Origin of the sequence: Meiothermus granaticius NBRC 107808 (genome assembly GCF_003574355.1) — a bacterium.
Classification (GTDB): domain Bacteria; phylum Deinococcota; class Deinococci; order Deinococcales; family Thermaceae; genus Meiothermus; species Meiothermus granaticius.
In genome coordinates this window covers 1-22,508 of record NZ_QWLB01000003.1, presented here as the reverse complement: position 1 = coordinate 22,508, position 22,508 = coordinate 1, and the positions used below count along the sequence as shown (strand labels likewise).

General features: G+C 64.3%; 22 protein-coding genes. 11 read left to right on the top strand and 11 right to left on the bottom strand.

The annotated features are described in order from the left end of the window. Positions 1-47 precede the first annotated feature (47 nt). Genes Mgrana_RS01410 through Mgrana_RS01400 form a run of 3 tightly spaced genes read left to right on the top strand, consistent with a single transcriptional unit; the run spans position 48 to position 2,655 of the window. Positions 48-1,247, top strand: coding sequence for an adenylosuccinate synthase (locus Mgrana_RS01410; RefSeq protein WP_119355822.1), 1,200 nt, complete (start codon positions 48-50; stop codon positions 1,245-1,247). A 43-nt stretch (positions 1,248-1,290) separates the two neighbouring features. Then, positions 1,291-1,848: a protoglobin domain-containing protein gene (locus tag Mgrana_RS01405; RefSeq protein ID WP_119355821.1), complete on the top strand. Its 558-nt coding sequence runs from the start codon at positions 1,291-1,293 to the stop codon at positions 1,846-1,848. A gap of 24 nt (positions 1,849-1,872) precedes the next feature. Next, positions 1,873-2,655 (top strand): HAD family hydrolase, encoded by a 783-nt coding sequence (locus Mgrana_RS01400; protein WP_119355820.1) that lies wholly within the window; start codon positions 1,873-1,875, stop codon positions 2,653-2,655. 1 nt (position 2,656) lies between these two features. Here Mgrana_RS01400 and Mgrana_RS01395 read toward each other — a convergent pair whose 3' ends face one another. From Mgrana_RS01395 to Mgrana_RS01375, 5 genes are all read right to left on the bottom strand, one after another. Next, on the bottom strand, positions 2,657-3,940 hold the full coding sequence (locus tag Mgrana_RS01395) for an ATP-dependent 6-phosphofructokinase (protein ID WP_119355819.1): 1,284 nt from the start codon (positions 3,938-3,940) through the stop codon (positions 2,657-2,659). 49 nt (positions 3,941-3,989) lie between these two features. After that, positions 3,990-4,328 carry a hypothetical protein gene (locus Mgrana_RS01390; RefSeq protein WP_147021089.1) on the bottom strand — a complete coding sequence of 113 codons (339 nt, stop codon included), beginning with the start codon at positions 4,326-4,328 and terminating at the stop codon, positions 3,990-3,992. 34 nt (positions 4,329-4,362) lie between these two features. Continuing rightward, positions 4,363-5,508, bottom strand: coding sequence for an NAD(P)/FAD-dependent oxidoreductase (locus tag Mgrana_RS01385; RefSeq protein ID WP_119355817.1), 1,146 nt, complete (start codon positions 5,506-5,508; stop codon positions 4,363-4,365). A gap of 63 nt (positions 5,509-5,571) precedes the next feature. Next, positions 5,572-5,814 carry a sulfurtransferase TusA family protein gene (locus Mgrana_RS01380; RefSeq protein ID WP_119355816.1) on the bottom strand — a complete coding sequence of 81 codons (243 nt, stop codon included), beginning with the start codon at positions 5,812-5,814 and terminating at the stop codon, positions 5,572-5,574. A gap of 9 nt (positions 5,815-5,823) precedes the next feature. Further along, positions 5,824-6,237, bottom strand: a complete 414-nt coding sequence (locus tag Mgrana_RS01375) for a DsrE/DsrF/DrsH-like family protein (RefSeq protein ID WP_119355815.1) — start codon at positions 6,235-6,237, stop codon at positions 5,824-5,826. Between the two features lie 180 nt (positions 6,238-6,417). Between Mgrana_RS01375 and ppsA the strand changes: the two genes are divergently transcribed. The 3 genes from ppsA (at position 6,418) to Mgrana_RS01360 (ending at position 9,915) form a co-directional block, all read left to right on the top strand. After that, positions 6,418-8,805 carry a phosphoenolpyruvate synthase gene (gene ppsA, locus Mgrana_RS01370; protein ID WP_119355910.1) on the top strand — a complete coding sequence of 796 codons (2,388 nt, stop codon included), beginning with the start codon at positions 6,418-6,420 and terminating at the stop codon, positions 8,803-8,805. 62 nt (positions 8,806-8,867) lie between these two features. Beyond that, a complete protein-coding gene (locus tag Mgrana_RS01365; RefSeq protein WP_147021090.1) occupies positions 8,868-9,137 on the top strand; it encodes a hypothetical protein in 270 nt (89 codons plus the stop codon). 16 nt (positions 9,138-9,153) lie between these two features. Beyond that, positions 9,154-9,915 (top strand): SDR family NAD(P)-dependent oxidoreductase, encoded by a 762-nt coding sequence (locus Mgrana_RS01360; RefSeq protein WP_119355813.1) that lies wholly within the window; start codon positions 9,154-9,156, stop codon positions 9,913-9,915. Positions 9,916-9,947: 32 nt separating this feature from the next. Here the strand turns inward: Mgrana_RS01360 and Mgrana_RS01355 are convergent, their stop codons facing one another. After that, the gene (locus Mgrana_RS01355; protein WP_240631200.1) at positions 9,948-11,918 is read right to left on the bottom strand and encodes a heavy metal translocating P-type ATPase; all 1,971 of its coding nucleotides are present in this window, start codon (positions 11,916-11,918) and stop codon (positions 9,948-9,950) included. Between the two features lie 186 nt (positions 11,919-12,104). On the opposite strand from Mgrana_RS01355, the gene Mgrana_RS01350 reads away from it, so the two are divergent. Continuing rightward, positions 12,105-13,013, top strand: coding sequence for a DUF4032 domain-containing protein (locus Mgrana_RS01350; RefSeq protein WP_119355811.1), 909 nt, complete (start codon positions 12,105-12,107; stop codon positions 13,011-13,013). 60 nt (positions 13,014-13,073) lie between these two features. On the opposite strand, the gene Mgrana_RS01345 is transcribed toward Mgrana_RS01350, so the two are convergent. Further along, on the bottom strand, positions 13,074-13,415 hold the full coding sequence (locus Mgrana_RS01345; RefSeq protein ID WP_147021091.1) for a hypothetical protein: 342 nt from the start codon (positions 13,413-13,415) through the stop codon (positions 13,074-13,076). A 95-nt stretch (positions 13,416-13,510) separates the two neighbouring features. Here Mgrana_RS01345 and Mgrana_RS01340 point away from each other — a divergent pair, with 95 nt between their 5' ends. Then, a complete protein-coding gene (locus Mgrana_RS01340; RefSeq protein WP_119355809.1) occupies positions 13,511-14,431 on the top strand; it encodes an aldose 1-epimerase in 921 nt (306 codons plus the stop codon). On the opposite strand, the gene Mgrana_RS01335 is transcribed toward Mgrana_RS01340, so the two are convergent. Then, a complete protein-coding gene (locus Mgrana_RS01335; RefSeq protein WP_119355808.1) occupies positions 14,415-15,050 on the bottom strand; it encodes a VOC family protein in 636 nt (211 codons plus the stop codon). The two genes, Mgrana_RS01340 and Mgrana_RS01335, sit on opposite strands and share 17 nt — an antisense overlap. 38 nt (positions 15,051-15,088) lie before the next feature. Between Mgrana_RS01335 and Mgrana_RS01330 the strand changes: the two genes are divergently transcribed. Genes Mgrana_RS01330 through pruA form a run of 3 tightly spaced genes read left to right on the top strand, consistent with a single transcriptional unit; the run spans position 15,089 to position 17,948 of the window. Continuing rightward, the gene (locus Mgrana_RS01330; RefSeq protein ID WP_119355807.1) at positions 15,089-16,012 is read left to right on the top strand and encodes a proline dehydrogenase; all 924 of its coding nucleotides are present in this window, start codon (positions 15,089-15,091) and stop codon (positions 16,010-16,012) included. Further along, positions 16,009-16,404, top strand: a complete 396-nt coding sequence (locus Mgrana_RS01325; protein WP_119355806.1) for an ACT domain-containing protein — start codon at positions 16,009-16,011, stop codon at positions 16,402-16,404. Before Mgrana_RS01330 ends, Mgrana_RS01325 begins: the two co-directional genes overlap by 4 nt. Next, positions 16,401-17,948: an L-glutamate gamma-semialdehyde dehydrogenase gene (gene pruA, locus Mgrana_RS01320; protein WP_119355805.1), complete on the top strand. Its 1,548-nt coding sequence runs from the start codon at positions 16,401-16,403 to the stop codon at positions 17,946-17,948. Before Mgrana_RS01325 ends, pruA begins: the two co-directional genes overlap by 4 nt. A gap of 70 nt (positions 17,949-18,018) precedes the next feature. Here the strand turns inward: pruA and Mgrana_RS01315 are convergent, their stop codons facing one another. The 3 genes from Mgrana_RS01315 to Mgrana_RS01305 form a co-directional block, all read right to left on the bottom strand. Continuing rightward, the gene (locus Mgrana_RS01315; RefSeq protein WP_119355804.1) at positions 18,019-19,023 is read right to left on the bottom strand and encodes a S41 family peptidase; all 1,005 of its coding nucleotides are present in this window, start codon (positions 19,021-19,023) and stop codon (positions 18,019-18,021) included. A 68-nt stretch (positions 19,024-19,091) separates the two neighbouring features. Beyond that, complete coding sequence (locus tag Mgrana_RS01310) at positions 19,092-19,487, bottom strand: YkvA family protein (protein ID WP_119355803.1); 396 nt, start codon at positions 19,485-19,487, stop codon at positions 19,092-19,094. 234 nt (positions 19,488-19,721) lie between these two features. After that, a partial coding sequence (locus Mgrana_RS01305) for an ATP-binding protein (RefSeq protein ID WP_240631199.1) occupies positions 19,722-22,508 on the bottom strand: 2,787 nt, incomplete at its 5' end.

Below are 22,508 nucleotides of genomic sequence, written 5' to 3'. Positions count from 1 at the left end.
TCCGCTCGAGCTTCCCGCTTGGGGCCTAGGGCCTTAAGCTAGTAGCCGTGCCAGGGATTGCGATCATAGGAGCCCAGTGGGGCGATGAGGGAAAAGGTAAGGTCACCGACGCGCTAGCCGAAGCAGCTGATTTTGTGGTGCGCTACCAAGGCGGAGCCAACGCGGGGCATACCGTAGTGGCCCAGGGCAAAACCTTCAAGCTCAACTTGCTGCCCACCGGGGTCATTCATCCCCAGGCCACCAACGTGCTGGGCGACGGAATGGTGATTGATGCCTACCGCTTCGCTGAGGAGTTGAAGCAAGTACGGACCGAAGGGTTGAACCCCAAGATTCTGGTCTCGGAGAAAGCCCATCTGGTGCTGCCCCACCACAAAGCGGTAGAGGCCCGCCACAACTTCGTGGGCACCACCGGGCGGGGCATTGGCCCGGCCTACTCCGACCGGGCCCGGCGGGTGGGAATTCGAGCCGGGGATCTGCTCGAGGAGACCGTGCTCAGGGAGCGGGTCGAGACCCTGCTGACCGAGAAGCCCAACTCGACCCGGGAAGCCGGTTGGGACAGCCCGCAAAAGGCCCTTGCCGACCTACACCAAATGCGCGACCTACTGGCACCCTATCTTGCCGATACCGGAGCCATACTGCGCGAAGCCATCAAGAGCGGCAAAAAGGTGCTCTATGAGGGGGCCCAAGCCACCCTGCTGGACCTCAACTATGGCGACTACCCCTACGTGACCAGCTCCCACCCCACGGTGGGCGGAATTCTGGTGGGGGCCGGGGTGAACCACAAGGGCCTCAACAAGGTCTACGGGGTCGCCAAGGCCTACGCCACCCGGGTGGGCAACGGCCCCTTCCCCACCGAGCTGCCCGAGGCGGAGGCCGAGTACCTGCGGCAAAAAGGGGGGGAGTTTGGGGTGACCACCGGTCGCCCCCGCCGCACCGGCTGGCTGGATCTGCCCCTGCTCAAATACGCCTGCGAGGTGAACGGCTTCGACGGGCTGGTGCTGACCAAGCTTGACGTGCTGAGCGGCTTCCCCAAAGTGAAGGTAGGGGTGGAGCATACCCCCGGTGGGGTGCGCTATCTGGAGCTCGAGGGGTGGGGTGAGTTAGCCGGGATTCGCACCCGAGAAGCCCTGCCATCGAGCGTGCTACAGCTCATCGAGTTGATCGAATCGTACACCGGGGTGCCGGTGGTGATGTTCTCCACATCCCCGCGCCGTGAAGACACTTTCGGCGCAGTAAGTTGGGTTTAACCGCGCTGATCCCCGCCAAGCGGTTCAGGTACAATCGGTCTACATGGACCCCCAAGAGCTGCTCGAGAAGCTCCTGGCCCGCACCGGGCTGGGCGAGCTTCATATCGCCACCTTGCGCAAGCTCGAGGCGGTGATGGGGCCGCTGGCTTCCGAGGTGGCACTGGCCTTCTATGACTATCTGGGCCGCGACCCGGAGATGCGCGAGATTCTTTGGGCGGTGCCTGGGCGGGTGGAGCGGCTCTATGGAAGCTTCGCCCGCTGGTACCGCGAGCTGTTCTCGGGGTGTTACGACGTAAGCTACAGCGCACAGCGCATTCGCATCGGGCTGATCCACGCGGCGGTAGGAGTCAAGCCCAGCTTCATTATGCCAGCCATGGGGATCGTGCAGGAGCTATCGCTTGAGCACATGCGGGACAGCTTGCGCGGGAGTGAGCTCTTGGCTGGGATGGAAGCCCTCCAGAAAATCCTGGCCATTGATCTGGCCCTGCTGCAGGAAGGGTATAACGCGGCCATGGAAGAGGGGTTTCGCATGGGGATGGGGGTCAGCCAGCGGGAGGCCCTGGCGGCGGGGGCCCGAGTGCTGCTCGAGCGGGCCCAGTAGCCCCGTTTCCCCTACAATGACCCTGTGATTCGGGCAGTGCTGTTTGATCTCGACGAAACCTTAATTCTCGACCATCCTGTTTCCCTGCACGCCCTCCAGAGCTGCGCGTTCTATGCGGCCTCGAGGTACAGCCTGGACTGGGACCGGCTGATCCTGGACTTTAGCCGACACGCCAAGCAGTTGTGGGAGGGCTCACCAACCTTCGAGTACACCGAACGCATCGGCCATAGTTACGGAGAAGGGCTATGGGCGCGCTATGCCCAGACCCACCCCGCGCTGGCCCGGTTGCAGGAGTGGGCCCCGCAGTACCGGGCATCGGCCTGGAGCGCGGCGCTGGCCGAGCAGCAAATTGAGGACCCCGCCCTCACCGAGGCGCTGGTCCAGCGGTTCATCCGTGAGCGGCAGCTCTACCCCCGCTATCCCGAAGTGGATTCCCTGCTGAAAACCTTGGCTCCTGGTTACAAAATCGGCATTGTGACCAACGGGGTTCCTGAGCTACAGCGCGACAAGCTCGAGGGATGCGGCCTGATGCCCTATGTGGAGGCCGTCGCGGTCTCGGGCGAGCTAGACCTGGGCAAGCCCGAGCCCGGTATTTTCCAATCGGTGTGTGCAGCCTTGGGGGTTGAACCCGCCGAGTGCGTGATGGTGGGGGATAACCCCGAGCGGGACGTAGCGGGGGCCATTCGCGCGGGGATGAAATCGGTATGGGTAGACCGGGGGTTCAAGCCAAGGGATGCCCGCTTTCAGGCCGACCTGGAACTGCGAAACCTGCTCGAGCTGCTGCCCTGGCTCGAACAACAGTCCTGACTCAGCTCATATCCGGCTGGCCTGTAGCCCCCAGCACCCTCTGCCACAGCTCGCTCTGGGGGTGAATTTGCTTGCGCTGGGCAGTGGCCAAGGCCAAGGGGACATAGGCAAAATGCCCGTTCCAATAGCCGATCATCAGGTCGGTACGCCCGGCCATTCCGGCATGAACCGCGTGCTGTCCCAAGGCCAGGCAGTACTCCGAGTCCGCGGCGTTGGCCGCTACGCCCCGGATGATGTAGCTGGGGTCAATGTACTTGATGCTGAACTCGAGCCCACAGCCCTGCAGATAGCGACTGATCTCCCCCCGCAGGAAAAGCCCCACATCGCCCAAGCGCAGATTCCCCGAGGCATCGCGCTCCCCGCTAGAAGGGAGCAGTTCCTGCGCGGCTCCTTCGGCCACCGCCACCACCGCGTGGCCTCGAGCCCGCAAGCGGGCCTCGAGCGCCCCCAGGAAAGCCTCTAAGCGGAAGGGCACCTCCGGGACCAAGCAAAAGTTCACGTCGCTGTTGGCTAGGCTGGCATGGGCGGTAATAAAACCGCTGTGGCGACCCATCAGCTTGACCAGCCCAATTCCACCCAAGGCCCCCCGGGCCTCCGCATGGGCCGCCTCAAGGGCTCGGGTGGCTTCTTCCACCGCGGTAGCAAAGCCAAAGCTGCGCTCGACCCAGAGGATGTCGTTGTCAATGGTTTTGGGAATTCCCACCACCGCGATCTCCAGACCGCGCCGCAGGATTTCTTGGGCCAAGGCCGAGGCCCCGCGCAAGGTCCCGTCTCCGCCTACTGCAAACAGCACCCGCACCTTTAGCCGCTCGAGGGTCTCGATCATGTCACCCAGCTCCTGCGGGCCGCGCGAGCTGCCCAGCAGGGTTCCGCCTTTGGTGTGGATGTCCTCGACCACTGCGGGGGTGAGGGAAAGCGGCTCGAGGCCGTTTTTTGCCGCCAATCCGGCATAACCGTAACGGAAGCCATAGATCGTGGGCACCCCGTAGGCATAGGTCAGGCTCAGCACCACCGAGCGCAGCACATCGTTGAGGCCGGGGCACAACCCACCGCAGGTTAGAATTCCACAGGCAATCGTGCTGGGGTCGAAAAAGAGCTCGCGGCGCGGCCCGGCCATCTCAAAACTGGGCGGTTCGCGGTGCAGGTAGGGCTCGAGCTCCTGCAGGGTGGAGGGCAACAATACCCGATCCCGCTCCACAAAGGTGGAGCGGATCTGCAACAGGGGGTTGGGAAAACGGGTGGGGCCTAAAACCTTCACCTGGGTGGAGAGGGAATCCGGCAGCATGGGGCGATTGTAGCGCCTGGGGACTGCGGATGAAGCCGCAGCCCCCGGCTCAAGGGGAGGAGGGCTCGAGCAAATGGGTGAGGCGGTTGCGCTGGAGGTGCTCGAGCACCTCTGCCGGGATGGGGTCTTCAGCCGCACAATAGTCGGTGGCGCAAACCTCTAACCCCGCCAGATAGGCCTCGTTGTGGGCCCAGAGGTGGAGCAGCCAATTGCTTTGGGGATCAAAATCCACCGCCCCATCCAACCCCCGCGACAGCCAGACCAGGGGGCCTTTGCCATAGGCCAGGGCGTAGAGTTCAGCCCGAAGATGGCGGGCAAAGGCCCCGTTTCCCTCCACCAAAGCCCCCGTTCTCAGCACGGTACCGTCGCTGAACCTCCAAAACGCCACAACCGCCTTCCTTTCCGTTCCTACCCGGGCTTTCTCACACCACCCCTGTGGGCACCAAGTACCAGTAGGCCTTGTTGAAGGCTATTTTTTCGAAGTGGACCAGGGTGCTGGGGGCGGCGGGCTGGGGTGGACGCTCGTAGGTGAAATCAAGCAGGCTAGCCTTGTTGTGCCCGGTCTCGAGGAAACACATCACGTGTCCGTCATAGGTGGCATGCTTGGAATCGGGGTTGCGCTCTTCGATGGCGGCGGTGATTCGTTCAGCAATGACCGGGGCCTCGAAGTGCGCGGTAGAGCCCGCCTTGGAGATGGGCAGGTTGGTGGTGTCCCCCAGGGCGTAGATGTTGGGGTAATCCCGAACCTGCAGGGTGGTGCGATCGGTGTACACCCAGCCTTGGGCATCGGCGACGGGGCTGCCCTCGAGGAACTTAGCCCCCCGATGAGGCGGTACCATCACCAGCAGGTCGTAGGGAAGCTCGGTGCCCTCGAGGCTATAGGCAATTTTCTTTTGCGGGTCCACGCTCTCGAGGTTAAAGAAGGTCTCGGCCTTGATTCCACGCTCCGCCAGCAAGGGCTCGGCGATCGCGGCCACGCTTTCGATGGAGAACACCCGGTTGATGGGGTAGGTATAGGTGATCTCGGTGTTCGCCCGAATGCCCCGGCGAGTCAGGTACTCGTCGAGCAGGAAGGTGAATTCCAGCGGGGCTACCGGGCACTTATGCGGCAACCCCCCAACCCCTACCACGATCTTGCCTCCTTGGAACTCCTCGAGCGCGGCGTGGAGCTTCCAGGCGGCTTCCTCGGTGTAGAAGTGGTGGCCCCCCTCAACCAGCCCCGGCACGTCTTCGGGGGTCACCCTCGAGCCCGTGGCGAGCACCAGATAGTCATAGTTGAGGGTTTGGTCCCCCTCGAGGGTGACGCTCTGGGTTTCGGGATGCAGGGCCACCACCTTGCCGATCTCCAGGTTGACCCGTTTGTTCAAGAGGCTCCGCAAGCTACGCGAGAGGGTACGGGGGTCTTGCCAACCGAAGGGCACATAGAGCCAGCCCGGCTGGTACAGGTGACGTGAAAGTGCGGAAACAAGGGTAATTTCAGCACGATCTTGCAGCTTTTTCGCCAGAAGGTTGGCGATCAGGGTCCCGCCTGTACCGCCTCCAAGTACCAGAATCTTAGGTGTGCTCATAATTGCCTCGCATGCCTCAAGAAAACCCTTCCCTAAGCGCGTATCGCCGCCCGCAGGCCCCGGCTAGTGCGTTTTTCGCACGATGAAGCGTGTGGCCCCGCCTTCGACCTCCTCGAGGCCTACCAGCTCGTGGTTGGCCTTGGCCACCCAGGCCGGGATATCCTTGGCCGAGCCAGGGTCGCTGGAGAGCACCGCCAACACATCCCCCACCTGAGCAGATTTAATCGTGCGGATAAGCTCCATCAGTGGGCCAGGGCAAAAGCTGCCGCGAGCGTCAATCTCTTGGGTGATGGGTACAGTAGTCATAGTAACCTCCTAAATGAACACCGTCTGGGCGCCTTCAGATTTCTGAATGAAGGTGGCAACCCCTACGACCTCTTCGACCAAGGGCTCGAGGTCTTCTTTCTTGAGGTCAAACATGTCCATCGTGGCCCCACAGGCGTACAGGTGGACCTCCCCGATCTCCTTGGCATCCTTGAAGTTTTTGAGCCAGTGCGGCACCTGCTTAGCCTGCATGATCTGGGCCATCTGGGCTTCCATCCCGGCGAACTCATCGGGCATTACCATCGGGGCGTTCTCTGCCCCTTTGCGGAAGGCGTTGAGCCCGCCGAAGGTGAGGAACACCGTGACCTCCTTTCCCATCGCTGCCGCCCCGGCAGCCAGAATCGAAGCCGCCATCAACTTGTCTGTGGTGCCACTTTCAAGGATCATTGCGAGCTTTTCCGACATGGCCGAACTCCTTTCACCCTGATTATCTTCCGCAGCCTTGGGAAATATGTCCCCTGCTCCTGGGCAGGCCAGTCCGCCCGCAGGTAATGCCCTGGTAACGTCTCCGCATTACCTTCAGGCCAAAGGGGGTTTTTTATGGAGATCACCCAGATACCCCAGGCTCAAGGGGCCTCCAGCGGGCTGCGCTGGATACGTTGGCTCGAGAGCGTCGGTCTCGAGGAGGTGCCTCTGGTGGGCGGGAAAAATGCCTCCCTAGGCGAGATGATCCGCGAGCTCTCACCCCTGGGCATCGCTGTCCCCGGTGGGTTTGCCATCACGGCCCAGGCCTATCGGCACTTCGTAGAAGAAAACCACCTAGCAGAAGCCATCCGCGAGATCTATGCCGAGCCCACCTCGGCGGTGCAAGCCCTAGAGGCTCGAGCCCACCGGCTGCGCACCTTGATCCTGCAGGCCCCGATGCCAGAAGACCTTAAGGGAGAAATCACCCGCTGCTACCGCGAGATGGCCGAACGATATGGGGGGAAAGAGCCCTACGTCGCGGTGCGCTCCTCAGCTACCGCGGAGGATCTGCCCACCGCCAGCTTTGCCGGGGCCCACCAGACCTTCCTGCAGGTGCACGGGGAGCTCGAGCTCCTGCGCTCGGTACAGGAGTGCTTTGCCAGCCTGCATACCCCCCGGGCCATCCGCTACCGCGAGGACATGGGCTTCCCCCACGAAAAGGTGCTGCTTTCGGTCGGGGTCCAGCTCATGGTGCGCAGCGACCTGGCCAGCTCAGGGGTCATCTTCACCCTCGATACGGAGACCGGGTTCCGGGAGGTGGTGGTGATTGATGCCATCTGGGGGCTGGGGGAGAACATCGTTCAGGGCAAGGTCAAACCGGATGAATTCAAAGTGCACAAACCCACCTTGGCCCAGGGCTTCCGGCCCATCGTGAGCAAAAAGCTGGGGACCAAGGAGTTCAAGCTGGTCTACAACCAAGCCACCCATCGGCTCGAGAACCTCCCGGTCTCCCCCCAGGAGCGGGCTCGCTTTACCCTCAGCGAAGAGGAAATCCTGACCTTGGCCCGTTGGGCCATCCGCATCGAGGAGCACTACTCCCAAAAGCGCGGCCAACCCACCCCCATGGATATCGAGTTCGCCAAGGATGGGTTGAGCGGCCAACTCTTCGTCGTACAGGCCCGGCCCGAGACCGTCCAAAGCCAAAAACTCGGCCCACAGCTCGAGATCTTCACCCTCAAAAGCCGCGGAAAGGTGCTGGCGGAGGGGATTGCGGTGGGGCAAAAAATCGCGGTAGGTCAGGCCCGGGTGATCCACGACCCCAGGGAGATCCAGCAGTTTTGCGATGGGGAGGTTTTGGTCGCCGAAAACACCGACCCCGATTGGGAACCCATCATGAAACGGGCCTCGGCCATCGTCACCGAGCGCGGAGGCCGCACCTCACACGCCGCCATCGTGGCTCGAGAGCTGGGCCTCCCGGCGGTGGTGGGAGCCGAAGGGGCCCTGGGGGCGATCCCCATCGGGCAGACCCTCACCGTTTCCTGCGCCGAGGGAGAGGTGGGGCGGGTGTATGAGGGGCGGCTCGAGTTCAGCACCGAACAGCGAGACCCCACCGCGCTGGGCCCGACCCGCACCAAGATCATGGTCAATGTGGGGAACCCCGAGCAGGCCTTCGAGCTGGCCCGGTGGCCCAACGATGGGGTGGGGCTGGCCCGGATGGAGTTCATCTTCGCCGGCTATGTCAAGGTTCACCCTCTGGCCCTGACCCGCTACCCCACCCTGCCGCTCGAGGTGCAGCGTCAGGTAGAGGCCCTGACCGAAGGCTACACGGATAAAACTGCCTATTTCGTGGACAAGCTGGCTCAGGGCATTGCCACGCTGGCCGCGGCCTTCTATCCCAAAGACGTAATCCTGCGCTTCAGTGACTTCAAGACCAACGAGTATGCCGCCCTGGTAGGAGGGGCCGGATTCGAGCCCAAGGAGGAAAACCCCATGCTGGGTTGGCGGGGGGCCAGCCGCTACTACCACCCGGATTACAAGGAGGGGTTTCTGCTCGAGGTTGCCGCGGTCAAACGGGTGCGTGAGGAGATGGGGCTCAAAAACCTCAAGGTGATGATCCCCTTTTGCCGCACCCCCGAGGAAGGGCGCAAGGTGCTGGCGGTGATGCAGGAAGGGGGGTTGGAGCGGGGCAAGGATGGGCTCGAGGTCTACGTGATGGCCGAAATCCCCTCCAATGTGCTCGAGGCCGAAGCTTTTGCTGAACTGTTTGACGGGTTCAGCATCGGCTCCAACGACCTGACCCAGCTGATCCTGGGGGTAGACCGGGACTCCGCTCAGGTCTCGGGGCTTTTCGATGAGCGGCTGCCTTCGGTCAAGCGGGCCTGTACCCTGCTGCTGGAGGCCGCCCACGCCCAAAACCGTACGGTGGGCATCTGCGGTCAGGCTCCCTCCGACTATCCCGAGTTCGCGGCTTTTCTGGTGGAGCACGGGATTGATTCCATCAGCCTCAACCCCGACTCGGTCTGGCGGGTCAAGGAGCGCATCCTGGAGGTGGAGCGGGCCCAACGCTAAAGGCCCTTATTCCTGTGCGGAAGGCCCTCCTGATCGCACAGGCTGCAAAGGAGGAGGGGGTTATGAAGCGTGAACGGGTGGTGTTGTTGGGGGGACAGGTGGTCATAGGCGAGGAGATCGAACCCAGTGAGTTTCCCGATCTCGAGACCTTCCGCCGCCAGGCGGCCCGCTGGGAGGGGCCGGAAAACGTGCTGGTGATGCGCAATGCCCGCATCGAGCGCGGGGCCCACAGCGAGCGGCTGGACTATCTGTTGCTAAAACGCGATGAGATCAAGGCCCTGGGGATCGGCCTGGGGGTGGAAGGGTTGGCCGGAGCGGGGCTCGAGCGGTAATCCAGAGGGGGATCGTATGCGCGGACTCAGGGATAAAGTGGCCATCGTGACCGGGGCGGCTCATCCCGACGGCATCGGGGGAGCCACCGCCCGGCGGCTGGTTGAGGAGGGGGCCAAAGTACTCCTCACCGATGTGGAGGATGAGGTGGGCCAGGCCTTTGCCCAGGAGCTCGGTGCGCTCTACCAGCACCATGACGTGAGCCGCGAGGCCGACTGGCAGGCGGTGGTCGAGCAGGCGGTACGCACCTATGGCCGCCTGGATATCCTGGTCAACAACGCCGGGGTGGGCACGTTTGCCGATGTGGAGCAGGAGACGCTCGAGGGGTATAACCGGGTCATCGCCATCAACCAAACCGGGGTCTGGCTGGGGATGAAGCATGCCGTGCCCGAGATGCGCAAAGCTGGGGGTGGGAGCATCGTCAATATCTCCTCGATTTTCGGCACGGTGGGTGGGTTCGGGGCCTCCGTCGCATACCACTCGGCCAAGGGTGCGGTGCGGCTGATGACCAAAAATGCCGCGTTGCGCTATGCCAAAGAGGGCATACGGGTTAACTCGGTGCATCCTGGATTCATTGACACGCCGATGATCCGCCCGGTCAAGGATCCCTCAGACCCCGCGATGGCCGCAACCCTACAGGCAATCCTCAGCCTAACCCCCATGGGGCGCTTGGGTAAGCCCGAGGAGATCGCCGCGGTGATCGCTTTTCTGGCCTCGGAAGAGGCCTCATACTGTACCGGGGCTGAGTTTCACGCCGACGGAGGCTGGACCGCAGCCTGATCGGGCGGCCTGGACTCCTCTAGGGCTGGCCCTCAGGAGGCCGCCGTTTCCAGTTCTAGAGGCTCTTTGAGTTCAGATGGGCTCGGCCCAAAGTCCCTGAAACCCAGCAGCCGCAAGCCCATCATCACCACAAAAACCGTCCCCCCCTCGTGGGCTAAAACCCCCAGCGGTAGGGGTACTTGCCCCAGCAAAGCCAAGGCCCCTACCACCACAATCACGCTCAGGGCCAAAAGGAGGTTGAACCGCACGGTGCGGTTGGCGGCCCGGGCCAGGGCCAGGGCTCCGCTCAACCTCGAGAGGTCGTTGTTCATCAGCACGGCATCGGCACTCTCCAGCGCGACATCCGAACCCGCCGCCATCGAGATGCCCACATCGGCGCTGACCAGGGCGGGGGCGTCATTGACCCCGTCGCCAACCATCGCCACCCGCCCCTCGGCCCGCAGATCGGCAATGATTCGGAGCTTCTCCTCGGGCAACAGCTCCGCCCGTACCTCGGGCACGCCAATTGCTTGGGCAATATGCTGGGCCACCGCCAAGCGATCGCCGCTGAGCATCACCACCCGCAGCCCCCGCCGGCGCAGGGCTTTGACCGCCGCAGCGGCCTCGGGCCGAGGGGTATCGGCCACCGCAAGCAGGGCCACAATGCGGTTTTCCCGGCCCAGGAGCAGGGTGGTGAACCCCTGGCCTTCGAGCCGCTCGAGGTGGGCCTGGACAAAAGCGGATAGGCTGGCCCCCTGTTCCTCCGCCAGGATGCGGGTCCCGGCCCAGACCCGCTGGCCCTGCAGCTCCCCTACGATGCCCTTGCCGCGCAGGGCCTGAACCGCTGTCACCGGCGCGGCCTCCCCCGAGAAGGCTGCGGTAATGGCCTTGGCAATGGGGTGCTCGCTGTACCGCTCGAGGCCCGCGGCCAGGGCATGGGCCTGATCCCGGCTGCCCTCGAGGGGAAGAAGCTCCACCAGCCGCATCCGCCCCTCGGTCAGGGTACCGGTTTTGTCGAAGGCCACAATCCGCGCCTGAGCCAAAGCCTCTAGCGCCGCCCCGCTCTTGAACAAAACCCCGGCCCTGGCCCCTGCGGCCATGGCCGAAAGCACCGCGACAGGGGTGGAGATCACCACCGCGCACGGACTGGCCACCACCAGAAAGGTCATGGCCCGATACCAGGCCTCTGCCGAGGACAGGCCCAGCAGGTAGTGCATGAGCCCATAAATCAGCGGGACCGAGAGCAGCACGGCCAGGGTGTAAGGACCCTCGAGCCGCGCCGCGAACTGCTCGGTAGGGCTCTTGGCGGCTCGAGCCGCCTCGACCAGTTGAATCAGGCGGGCCAGGGTGCTCTCGCTGGCGGGCCGCTCTACCCGAGCCGCCACCACCCCCTGGCCGTTCAAGGTCCCGCTTTTCAGCACATCCCCCGGCCCCTTGTGCACCGGTACGCTCTCGCCGGTGATGGCGCTCTCGTCCACATAGGTATGGCCTTCCTCGAGCCGAGCGTCCGCCGCGAAGCGTTCCCCCGGGCGCACCAGCATCAGATCCCCCACCTGTAGGTCCTCGAGGCTTACCCAGACCTCCTGGTCCCCGCGGCGCACCGTAGCCCCCTCCGGGCGCAGGGCCATGAGGGCTTCGATGGCCCTGCGGGTACGGGTAAAGGCCCAGTCTTGCAGGGTGTTGGAGAGGCTGAAGAGAAACAGCAAAATGACCCCGTCGGCGGCCTGGCCCACACTTAGCGCCCCCAGGGCCGCGATCACCATCAACAGGTTGACATCCAGCTTGTGCTCCTTAAGCAGGGTCTGAAGCGCAGCCAGGGCGCTGGGAACCCCTCCGGCCAGGAAAGCCACAAGGTAAAAAACCTGCTCGAGCCCGTCCTGACCGGCTCGAGCCGCGGCCAGCTCTCCGATCAAACCAACCAGGGTCAGGCCGGTTAAGAGGAAGCCCCGAGGGACCGGATTGCTCCAGAGTAGGGAGAGAACTCGGTTTGGCTGCCGGGGAACCCCCGATTGGACCATGCCCATAGGTTAACTGTAATTCAACCCGGTTACGGGCGCATTACCAGCTTGTCCCAATTCGCCCCCTGCAGCAGGCCCGGTTTTGGAGCGAATCCGCGGAGTTCCCCAGCGGGTCAGGGCAGCGTCAAGGGTTGGGGGTGTCAATGCCCCGTTCACACACTTGTAACCAGATTAACAAGCTAAACTTGAGCTGTGGAGTTGGACCGCCAGGCCCAGTTCGAAGCCGAGGCCCTGTCGCGCCGGGTGCTGTTGCACGATTTGTTGCATCGCCTGCGCGGGGAACCCAACACCCTCCTGCCCTTTGCGGTGGTCAGCGAGTTACGCCCTAAAGGCGAGTACTACAAAGGTCTTCAGACCATCGAGGTGGACAAGATCGTCGGCTCGGTGGATCGCTACGACGACTTCGATGCCCATTTTTTACCCCGCGAACCCCACACCGTGGAGCGCTGGACCCGCATCCGCACAGCCCAGCTCAGCGGTACCGAGTTCCCGCCGATTGAGGTATACCAGGTGGGGGAGGTGTATTTCGTCAAGGATGGCAACCACCGGGTCGCGCTGGCCAAAGCCCTCGGCCAACACTACATTGACGCCTACGTGATCGAACTGAACGTCCCGGTAGACCTAGACCCTAACGACACCCTGCACGACGTGATCCTCAAGGGCGAGTACGCACGGTTCCTCGAGGCCACCCACCTTCATACCCTGCGCCCCGATCACCCACCCATCCTGTTTTCCAAGGCCGGGCGCTACGATGTGCTCCTGGACCATATCCGCACCCATCAGTACTTCATGGGGCTCAACCAAAAGCGCCACGTCAGCTGGGAAGAGGCGGTGACCGACTGGTACGATCAACTCTATGCCCCCACGGTGGCTGAAATCCGCGAGAACGGGGTCCTGCAGGAGTTTCCGGGCCGTACCGAAGCCGACTTATACCTGTGGATCTCCGATCATCGCTACTACCTCTCCCAGGCCATTGGCCATGACGTGGGGCCGGAGGAGGCCGCGCGCTCGGTGCGGCGGGCTGCCCACAAAGGGCCGTTGCTGCGGGCCCTGGAGTGGTTAAGCCGGTGGTTTCAGCCCCGCAGCCCACAGATGGGCTGATGGCGTGTGAAAAAGCAGAGACTGGGTTTGGCAGCCCAGTCTCTGAGTTTTAAGGGGCGCTCAGCGCCCCCGGGGGACCTTGACCTTCGCCCCTTCAACCCTCGAGCTGAAGGGAAACCTCCCCTCCTGGGTGAAGGCTGGACCGCCTGCACTGCGGATAAACAAGCCGGTCAGATAGGCCACCACCGCCCCCATCACAAAGCGGTAGGCATCGGTGTCGTGCAGCCCAGCCCCCATCAACGCAGCGGCAAAAACCAGCATGAAGGCGGTGCAGGCCCAGAACAACCCACGCCGCACGCTGGGCGCGAAGCTGCGCCCGGCCTCGTGCATCTTTCCCAGATACAGCGACACACCCATCAACCCAACCCCGCTTGCCAGTACCGCTCCAAACACCGTTTCCATGCTGAGGCCAATGTTAGCCAGAAAGCATGAGGAGGCTCTGCGCATCTGCACATGAGAGCGCAACATTAAGGCTTCGCAAACCGTAGACTTGGGCCATGGCTACGAAAATCCTCGAGAACGCCCATCTGCGCCTGGAGATTAACCCTGAAGTAGGGGCGAGCCCCGCTGCGTTTGAGGCCAAGCGGGGGGGCGCCTGGCTACCCATTCTGCGGCCCACCCCCCGGCCCCTGCCGGAGAAATCCAGTCCTTACAGCAGCTTCACCCTAGCACCTTACTCCAACCGCATCCGCGGGGCCCGGTTCAGCTTCCAGGGCCGGGAATACCTGCTCAAGGCCAATCCGCCTGAGGGCAATGTGGTCGCGGGGATCACCATTCACGGCGATGTGCGCAACCGCCCCTGGCAGGTGGAGCGAGAAACCCCCGACACCCTGGTGGCCCGCTTCGACTCGGCCCGATTCCCCGACAGCAACTGGCCCTGGGCCTATCGCGTGGAGGCAACCTATCGGCTCGAGCAAAACACCCTCGAGACCTACCTCGAGCTGATCAACGCCTCCTCCGAGGAGATGCCCGCCGGTTTCGGCATCCACCCTTATTTCATGCGCACCCTGGCCGGTTCGGAGGATGCACGGCTGCAATTCCAGGCCAAGGGGTACTACATCCCAGATGAAACCCTGATCCCTACCGAGGGCATGCAGCCCATCCCCCCTGAGCTGGATTTCCGCCTTCCCCGCTCCCCCGGCCATCAGCATATTGACACGGTGTTCGGGGGCTGGGGGGGGACTGCCCGGCTCGAGTGGCCCGGTTCTGGGGTACACCTGCACCTCGAGGCCGATCCGGTTTTCTCGCACTTCGTGGTCTTTACTGCCCCGGATGGAACCCTGGCCCTCGAGCCCGTCTCCAACGCCACCGATGGCTTTAACCTGATGGCCAAGGGGGTCCGCGGTACGGGGGTACGCATCCTGGAGCCCGGGGGAAGCCTGGCCGGGAGCATCCGGATGACTATCGCAGGACTCTAATCCCCGAAGGGGTGCGAATCCGGGCTTCTAGGCGAGGTTCTGGGCCGGGCTCCAGGCCCAGTTCGGGCTCAGCCCCGAGCCCCACCAGCACCGCACGAACGGCTTCGGGATGCGGGTAAAACCCCACCAGCTCGAGCAGCTCGCAGCCAGAGGGGGGAAGCGAGTCGGTCGGGTGGGCCGCTCCCCACTGAATCAGGCTGGGGACCAGCCCCCCTTCCCGCAGTTTTCCATCCGCGGGCAGGCTAATCTGCCAGTGCAGGTGGCCTCGGTAGGCCTCCCTCACCTCCCCCAAGGCTACCGGTGAAGCCGCCACCGAGGCATGGATATCCTCGGTGCGGGCCACCCAGTGCAGCAAGCAGGGGCGTTCTCGAAGCCGGGCCTGCACCCAGGGCTCCTCCAGGCCAAACCAGCGGGGGTGCTGGGGGGGTGGGGCCTCAGGGTCAAGGGCCAGCACCTCGAGGTACCGGCGGGCTCCCAGGCGGAGCAGCCGGTTGTGGGTGCCCATCTGGGGGTGCTTTCCGCCGGGGGAAAGGGCCACCCCCAAAAAATCGCCCACATACTCCGCCCCTTCCTCCAAAGACCCCGCCGCCACGACCAGGTGATCCAAGGTGACCGCCATATCGCCATTATGGACTGGGGCGGACTATCATGAGGGCGATGGATCTGAATCAGAGTTACCGTTCGTTGGTGCTGGCGGTAGCGCAGCACCCCAGCGTGAAGCACCTGATGCTCACGCGGGGCAAGGGCTTTTCCCGACGCTTTGTTGCGGGCGACACCTTGGAGGAAGCCCTCCAGGTGGTGGAGGCCCTCGAGGCCGACAAAATTCACGCCATCCTCGACTTGTTGGGTGAAATGGTGACCTCGGAGGAGCAATCCCGGCAGTTCCAGGCCGAGATTCTTCGCCTGATCCAGGCCCTTGCCGCCAAACCCTACCCCCGCTATGTGGCCCTTAAGCTCACCCAGCTCGGGTTGGATCTCGACGAGGCCCTGGCTGTTGAGCTGATGCAGGGCCTGCTCGAGGAGGCCCGCAAAACCGAGTGCTTCGTGCGGATTGACATGGAAGATTCCCCCCGCGTAGACGCCACTTTGCGGGTGTACCGACGGTTGCGCGAGGCTGGGTATACCAACACCGGGATCGTGTTGCAGAGCTATCTCAAGCGCACCGAGCGGGACCTCGAGGCGCTTTTACCGCTCAAGCCCGCGGTGCGCATCGTCAAGGGAGCCTACAAGGAGCCGCCCGAGGTGGCCTTCCAGGACAAGCGGCTGATTGACGGACAGTACCTGGTACTGGCCAAAAAAGCCCTGGAAAATGGGCTCTACACCGCCATCGCTTCGCACGACCCGCACATCATCGGCGAGATGAAGCGCTGGACAACCGAACGCGGCCTAACCCCGGAGCAGTTCGAGTTCCAACTGCTCTACGGGGTGCGTCGGGATGAGCAAAAGCGCCTGGCCGCCGAGGGGTACACCGTGCGGGCCTATATACCCTACGGCACCGACTGGTATCCGTACCTGTCGCGCCGCATCGCCGAACGACCCGAGAACCTGATGTTTGTGGCCCGCAGCCTGGTGCAAGGATGAGCCTGACCCTCGAGCTGCTCCCCGAACCCTACGCGATCTGCCGACTCGCGGCCCACTCGCCCATCCCAGCCTGGGCCGAGGGCGGGGGGTTTGTCGGGATCAGCCGCAGCCCCGAGGAGCTTTCCATCGTCTGCTGGGAAAGCAGGGTGCCGGCTGGGGTCCAGGCCGAACGCGGGTGGCGGGCCCTCAAGCTCAGGGGGCCTTTCGAGTTCTCCCTGTGCGGCATCCTGGCCTCGGTATTAAATCCGCTGGCCCAGGCCCAGATCGGTATCCTTGCGGTCTCTACCTTTGACACCGATTACGTGTGGGTCAAGTCGGGTCAGCTCGAGCCAGCCCTCCAGGCCTTAGAATCAGCAGGACATGTAGTTCAGATCCCTAAGGAGCACCCATGAGCCTAGACCCCTATCGTCCCGAACCGATCGAGACCTTCTTTGACCTCGAAAGCTACGAAGCCCTCAAAAATGCCCTGGCCGAGGTGCGCGGTCAGTTTGGCCGGCATTACCCCCTCATCATCGGGGGGGAGAAGGTCGAGACCCGCGACAAAATCGCCAGCACCAACCCCTCCGACCCGGCCCAGGTGGTGGGCTACACTTCCAAGGCCGGAGCCCCTGAGGCCGACGCGGCCTTAGATGCGGCCTGGCGGGCGTTTCAGGGCTGGAAGGATTGGTCGCAGGAAGCGAGAACCCGGGTATTGCTCAAAGCAGCCCAGATCATGAAGCGCCGCCAGCGGGAGCTCGAGGCCTGGCTGGTCTACGAAATCGGCAAGAACTGGGGCGAGGCCGCTGCAGACGTGGCCGAGGCCATAGATTTCACCCGCTACTACGCCCTCTCGGCCCTCAAATACAAGGACGGCGCCCCGGTGGTGCCCTTCCCCGGCGAGGACAATGCGGCTTTCTACATCCCCCTGGGGGTGGGGGTGGTCATCGCACCTTGGAACTTTCCCTTGGCCATCCTCACCGGAATGACCGTGGCGCCCCTTGCGGTGGGCAACTGCGTGGTGGCCAAACCCGCCGAAGATACGGTGGTCATTGCGGCCAAGCTCTTCGAGATCCTGGAGGAGGCCGGGCTCCCGGCAGGGGTGGCCAACTTCCTGCCTGGGGATGGAGCCGAGGTCGGGGCCTATCTGGTACAGCACCCCCGTACCCGCTTCATCAACTTCACCGGAAGCCTGGAGGTGGGGCTGCGCATACATGAGGCGGCCTCCAAGCTCAGCCCCGGACAAATTTGGCTCAAGCGGACTTTTCTCGAGCTCGGGGGCAAGGATGGCCTGATCGTGGACGAGACCGCCGATCTGGAGGCGGCCAGCCTGGCTACCGTGCAGAGTGCCTTTGGCTTTCAGGGCCAGAAGTGCTCGGCGGCCAGCCGCCTGATTGTGGTGGATCGGGTCTACGAGCCCCTGATGGAGCGAATCCTCAACCGGACGGAGGGGCTGGTGGTGGGGCCCGCCGACGAGAACCCCGACCTGGGCCCGGTGGCCAGCGCACAGCAGGAAAACACCGTGCTCTCCTACATTGAGATTGGCCAGAGCGAGGGCAAGCTAGCCCTGGGGGGACGGCGGCTGGAGGGCAGCGGCTACTTCATCGCCCCCACCCTCTTCGAGGGGATAAGCCCCCAGGCCCGTATCGCCCAGGAAGAGATCTTTGGCCCGGTGCTCTCGGTGATTCGGGTTCCCGATTTCGACGCGGCCCTCGAGGTGGCCAACAGCACCCGCTTTGGCCTTACCGGCGGGGTATTTTCCCGGAACCGGGAGCGGCTCGAGCGAGCCCGCCGGGAGTTCCACGTGGGCAACCTCTACTTCAATCGCAAGATCACCGGCGCGCTGGTGGGGGTGCAGCCCTTTGGCGGGTTCAACCTCTCCGGAACCGACACCAAGGCCGGAGGGCCGGATTACCTGCTCAACTTCTTACAGATGAAATCGGTGACCGAGCGGTTCTAGGGCGCTCTTCACCTATAGCGCTTTGTCCTGGACAGAACCGGGGCCGCCGGGAAACTCGAAGCCCCGAGCCCTAGGGCCCCTTGAGGATGTAGCGAATTGCGGCCTCGAGCTGCTTTTGGGGGTCGGGCTCGAGCCGGTCGGGTTCTACCCCCCGGCCCTCCCAGGTCGGCCCGCTGAAGGGGGCCAGCACCCCGTTGGCCACCAGCGCCACCCCCCCATCGGGGAAGCAGTATGGGGTCAGGGCCTCGGTGTTGCCCGCCGTGCGAACCCCGATCAGGTAAGCCCGCTTGGCATCTTTGAGGGCCCCGGCCAACCCCTCAGCAGCAGAGTTCACCTTTTCATCAATCAGCACCACCAAAGGCTTTGTGGTCTGGGGCCTGCCGGCCAAGGGGGGAGGAAAGGTGGGGAGCGGCACCGGGAAAACCCCGCGGCTCACCAACCGCCAGGGGACTCCGGTCATGAATACCCCAGCCGCCTCAGCCATTCGCAGCACCAGCCCACCGGGATTGCCGCGCAGGTCCAACACGTACCCTTTGGCTTTGGCGTCGTAGCGGCGTACTGCGTTTTGAAGGGCACTCACCCCCTCACTTTCAATCAGGTTGCTCAGCTTGAAGACCACCACCCCCGAACGCAGGCTAACCTGGGGCGCAGGGTAGGCCTTAGGGGCAGCCTTTTTAGGCTTGGAGGCGGACAGGGGCTGGCCCGCGGCCTCCCCGGGCACTGGCGGTATCTCCGGTAGGCTGAGATCGGAATCCTTGAAGGGCAGGGCCTGGCACTCGCTCCCCTTCAGGTACATGCGGGCCAGGGTAGGGCTCAGCACCCTCGAGTGGTCATCCTGCAGGCGCCCATACATCTCGTCCAGCAGAGCATACAAAGCTTCCCAGTCCCGAATTCGGGCCAGCTGGGCCCGGTACTCCTCGCCGATTGCAGCCCAGTCATGCCCGTTGTAGTCGGTTGCATAGTAGCGATCCTCGACCAGCTTCCAGGCTTGGGCAAAGCGCAGGGCATAGGGATTGGAGGCTTGCGCAGCGGCAAAGCCCAGCAACAGGCCCAACCAAAGCACGAGCGCGCGCATACCGTGATGATATACGGTTTAGAGGCCCAGCATCTGTCTAAATGATGAGTGGTTCTCTATAAGCGGGCTCAAAATCTCCGGAGCGCCCTATAAGCCCAGACCCCGCAAAGCACGCCTACCCCCAACCAGATCAAAACGATCAATGCCGCCGCCGCCCAACTTACCGGTTTCCCACCCCCCATCGCTTCCCGGGCCCGGAGCCGGCTCTCGGCTAAAACCATCTGAGGGACCAGTTGTAGGGCCAAGGCAATCCCCAGAGGGATCAGCACAAGGTCATCCAGGTAGCCAAGAACCGGGATAAAATCTGGGATCAGATCCACGGGGCTGAAGGCATAAGCAACCACAGCGGCAACAACCAGTCTGGCATACCAGGGCGTCCGAGGGTCACGCGCAGCCAGGTACAGGGCAAAGGTCTCGGTTTTGAGCTGGCGTGCGCGTTGCTTCAGCTGCTCGAGCCCTGCCATGGGCTCATCATAAAGGCCCAGACGGGATGGGTTTCGCCCGTGAGACGTTGCTCGAGCTTGCCCTGGTCAACATCTTTAGCAGGGGGCCTGGCAAGGTTTTGGGGTTGGCGTGGCAGGGAGCGTGGAACGCACCGCATTTCTAACCCAAGCCAACAACCATAGTCTCACTCCCACACCTCACCCATCACCTCTTCCCAGATTCCGGCATTACGTTGCCGCGTTTTCGCAGAACTGCTACATCTCCCCCAATGAAGACTTTGGCGTTTGAGTGCCCAATCGCGCCAACGCCTCCTGTAGCTCCGGATGCTCCTTCAGGCTCTCGGATAGGGCCTGCAAGCCCTGCTCGGCCAGGCGTTGCTGGTTCAGGGCCTGGTACAAATCCCCCTGGGCACGCAAGGCCGCCATCACTGCCTGGCGCAACGAGAGCTTTTCTAAGGGGGGTATTTCCTGGGCCTGCAAAAGCCTTAGCCCCGCTTGCAGGTCTTCGGGGGAAACCTGCCCCAGCCGGGCCTGGGCCAAAAGCCGAACGCTCCAGAGCTGCGAGGCGGTGGTGGGATCGTCGGTGTGGGCATCCTGCACCGCCTGCAATGCCAGTGCCGGTGTGTCCAGCTTCAGCCAGGCCAGCCCCTCCACCCAGGCCATGCGCGGGGGGTTCAGGAAGCCGGCCAGGCGGGGCTCCTGGCGCAGGCGCTCGAGCCGCTCCAGGGCCTGTTCGGGGCGCCCCAGCGAGACCTCGCAGCGGGCCAGGTGGGTCTCGGCCCAGGGCACTCGGCTCCACAGCCCCAGTTCCCGTGTGGCCTCGGTGGCGGATACCAACAGGGCGGCAGCCTCGGCGGGCTGGCCCAGCCAATGCAGATCGTCGGCCAGCACCACCTGGTAGAACAGGGCGTCGGCCCGGTGGCCGCTTTTCTGGCTGAGTTCCAGGGCCTGCGATACCGCCCGGTAAGCGGCCCCCAGCTCCCCCCGGTACCAGTACACCAGGCTCAGGTTGTTGAGAAACTTGGCCTCCATCTCGGGGTTTTGCGGCTCACGGGCGCTTTGCAGGCCCTCCTCGAGGGGGCCCAGGGCGGCCTCGAAGTTGCTGCGCTGGTAGTGGATGGCAAACAGGTTCAAGAGGGCATAGCGCAGCAGGGTCACGTCCCCCATCTCCCGTGCCTCGGCAATGGCCTGTTCGGCGAGCTGCACCGCCTCCTCGTAGCGGCCCTGGGCAGCGGTGAAGGTGGCGGCGTTTTGCAGGGCGTTGTTCTGGCCGGTGCGGCTGCCCAGCGCCAGGGCCAGGGCCCGTTCGGCCTCGGTGTAGCCCAGGGCGGCTTCCAGGTTGCCCTGCCGGTAGGCGAAAATGCTGAGCCAGTCGTAGATTTCCAGGGTGAGGGGCTGCTCTGGCAGGTGCTCTAGGGCTTTCAACAAACGGGCTTCGGCAGCCTCCAGATCGCCGGTGGCGGCCAGGGCCCGGCCCCCCAGGTACAGCGCCCGGGCCTGTAGGGGTGCGGCCAAGTTCCCGGACTGCAACACCCCCTCGGCCTCCGCTAAAGCCTCCCGGTAGCGCCCGCAGAGCAGGTGATGCTCGGCCCAGCCCAGCCGGGCCTCGGCCTGCAAGGGGGCCTCTCGCAGTTCGTCGGCCAAGTGCTGCATGGCCTCAAGGGCCTCGGCCCAGGGGGTGCGCTCGTCCAGGGTTTGCCAGAGCCGGGCCCGTTCGCGCTGAATCTCGAAGGCCACCCGGCCCTCTGCCCCATCGGACAGGGCTTTCTGGTACTGTTCCAGGGCCTCGGCGTGGGCATAGACCCGCACCGCCGCCTCGGCAGCCCGGATGCGCCAGGGGATGGCCTCATTGGGCTTCCCGCCCTCTTCCCAGTGCTCGGCGATGCGGGCCGGGCTGTCGCCCTGCCGCTCCAGGCTCTGGGCCAGTTTGCGATGCAGGAGCTGACAGCGCTCCGGGCTCAGGCCCTCCCGAACCGAGCGCCGCAGCAGGTCGTGGCTGAAGGCGTAGCCTGGGCCCCAGGGGCGCAGAAGGTCGGCGGCCAGGGCTTGCTCGAGGGCCTCCAGGCTTTCCCACTCCGACAGGGCAGTGGCCCCCCTCAGCGCCTCCAGCCCGAAGCCATCGCCGGCCAGGCTGGCGGCCTCCAAAAGCCGCCGGGGTGCAGCGCCCAGGTGCTCCAGGCGGCGCCACACCACCTCGCGCACCGAGGCCGGCAGGGGCAGCTCGCGGTAGTCGGTGGTCTCCTGGTCGTAGGGGGTGCGCCAGCCCTCCGGGCCCGTTTGCAACGCCCCCGACTCAAAGAGCGACTTGAGGGTCTCGAGCACAAACAGCGGGTTGCCCCCGGTGGCCCCGTACAGGCGCTGGGTGAAGCGGATGGCCCCCGAGGCGCCCGAGAGGGCCCGCACCAGCCGCAGGAGGTCGGTTTCGGAGAGCGGCTTCAGGTCAATCAGAAGGGCTTGGCCTTGAAGGGCCTGTTGCCGGAGGGTCTCCTGGACCAGGGGGTTCAGCTCTTCCGGGCGGAAGGCCACCAGCGGGCGCAGCACCCCTTCGGGCAGCAGCCGGGACATGGCGTAGGCGGCCACCTCGTTGCTGGCGGCATCCTGCACGAACTGCAAGTCGTCGGTGATGATGCTTCTCACCCCCTGCTGCCCCAGGGCCCGGATCACCTCGGTGATGGCCTCCAAAAGCCGCAGCTTGCCCTCTGCGGTGGTGATGGGGGGCGGCGGCTCGTCCGAGAGCTCGGGCACCAGTCGGGCCAGCTCCCGCCGCGCCCAGGGCGGGAGCGGCAGGTTCGGAAACTGGGCCAGCGACTGCCGGATGGCCCGACTGTAAAAGGCATAGGGGATGCCGCTATCGGAGGGCTGGGCCTGCAATAGAAAAAAGGGGCCTTTGTGCTGGGCAAACTCGAGCAGCAACCGGCTTTTCCCCACCCCCGGCGGCCCCGCCAGGTAGATGGCCTGCCGGGCCTCCCAGGCCGCTTCCATGCGGGCCCACTCGCGCTCGCGCCCGATCAGGGGGGGGTGGAGTGCGGCACCCTGCGGGGC

Excerpts from the sequence above, each read along its gene's own strand:
- Mgrana_RS01335 (WP_119355808.1), bottom strand. The coding sequence starts at position 15,050 with ATGGCGGTCACCTTGGATCACCTGGTCGTGGCGGCGGGGTCTTTGGAG.
- Mgrana_RS01395 (WP_119355819.1), bottom strand. The coding sequence starts at position 3,940 with ATGCTGCCGGATTCCCTCTCCACCCAGGTGAAGGTTTTAGGCCCCACC.
- Mgrana_RS01310 (WP_119355803.1), bottom strand. The coding sequence starts at position 19,487 with ATGGCAGGGCTCGAGCAGCTGAAGCAACGCGCACGCCAGCTCAAAACC.
- Mgrana_RS01375 (WP_119355815.1), bottom strand. The coding sequence starts at position 6,237 with ATGTCGGAAAAGCTCGCAATGATCCTTGAAAGTGGCACCACAGACAAG.
- Mgrana_RS01345 (WP_147021091.1), bottom strand. The coding sequence starts at position 13,415 with ATGGAAACGGTGTTTGGAGCGGTACTGGCAAGCGGGGTTGGGTTGATG.
- Mgrana_RS01330 (WP_119355807.1), top strand. The coding sequence starts at position 15,089 with ATGGATCTGAATCAGAGTTACCGTTCGTTGGTGCTGGCGGTAGCGCAG.
- Mgrana_RS01355 (WP_240631200.1), bottom strand. The coding sequence starts at position 11,918 with ATGGGCATGGTCCAATCGGGGGTTCCCCGGCAGCCAAACCGAGTTCTC.
- Mgrana_RS01340 (WP_119355809.1), top strand. The coding sequence starts at position 13,511 with ATGGCTACGAAAATCCTCGAGAACGCCCATCTGCGCCTGGAGATTAAC.
- Mgrana_RS01380 (WP_119355816.1), bottom strand. The coding sequence starts at position 5,814 with ATGACTACTGTACCCATCACCCAAGAGATTGACGCTCGCGGCAGCTTT.
- Mgrana_RS01315 (WP_119355804.1), bottom strand. The coding sequence starts at position 19,023 with ATGCGCGCGCTCGTGCTTTGGTTGGGCCTGTTGCTGGGCTTTGCCGCT.
- Mgrana_RS01365 (WP_147021090.1), top strand. The coding sequence starts at position 8,868 with ATGAAGCGTGAACGGGTGGTGTTGTTGGGGGGACAGGTGGTCATAGGC.
- Mgrana_RS01325 (WP_119355806.1), top strand. The coding sequence starts at position 16,009 with ATGAGCCTGACCCTCGAGCTGCTCCCCGAACCCTACGCGATCTGCCGA.
- Mgrana_RS01405 (WP_119355821.1), top strand. The coding sequence starts at position 1,291 with ATGGACCCCCAAGAGCTGCTCGAGAAGCTCCTGGCCCGCACCGGGCTG.
- Mgrana_RS01360 (WP_119355813.1), top strand. The coding sequence starts at position 9,154 with ATGCGCGGACTCAGGGATAAAGTGGCCATCGTGACCGGGGCGGCTCAT.
- Mgrana_RS01385 (WP_119355817.1), bottom strand. The coding sequence starts at position 5,508 with ATGAGCACACCTAAGATTCTGGTACTTGGAGGCGGTACAGGCGGGACC.
- pruA (WP_119355805.1), top strand. The coding sequence starts at position 16,401 with ATGAGCCTAGACCCCTATCGTCCCGAACCGATCGAGACCTTCTTTGAC.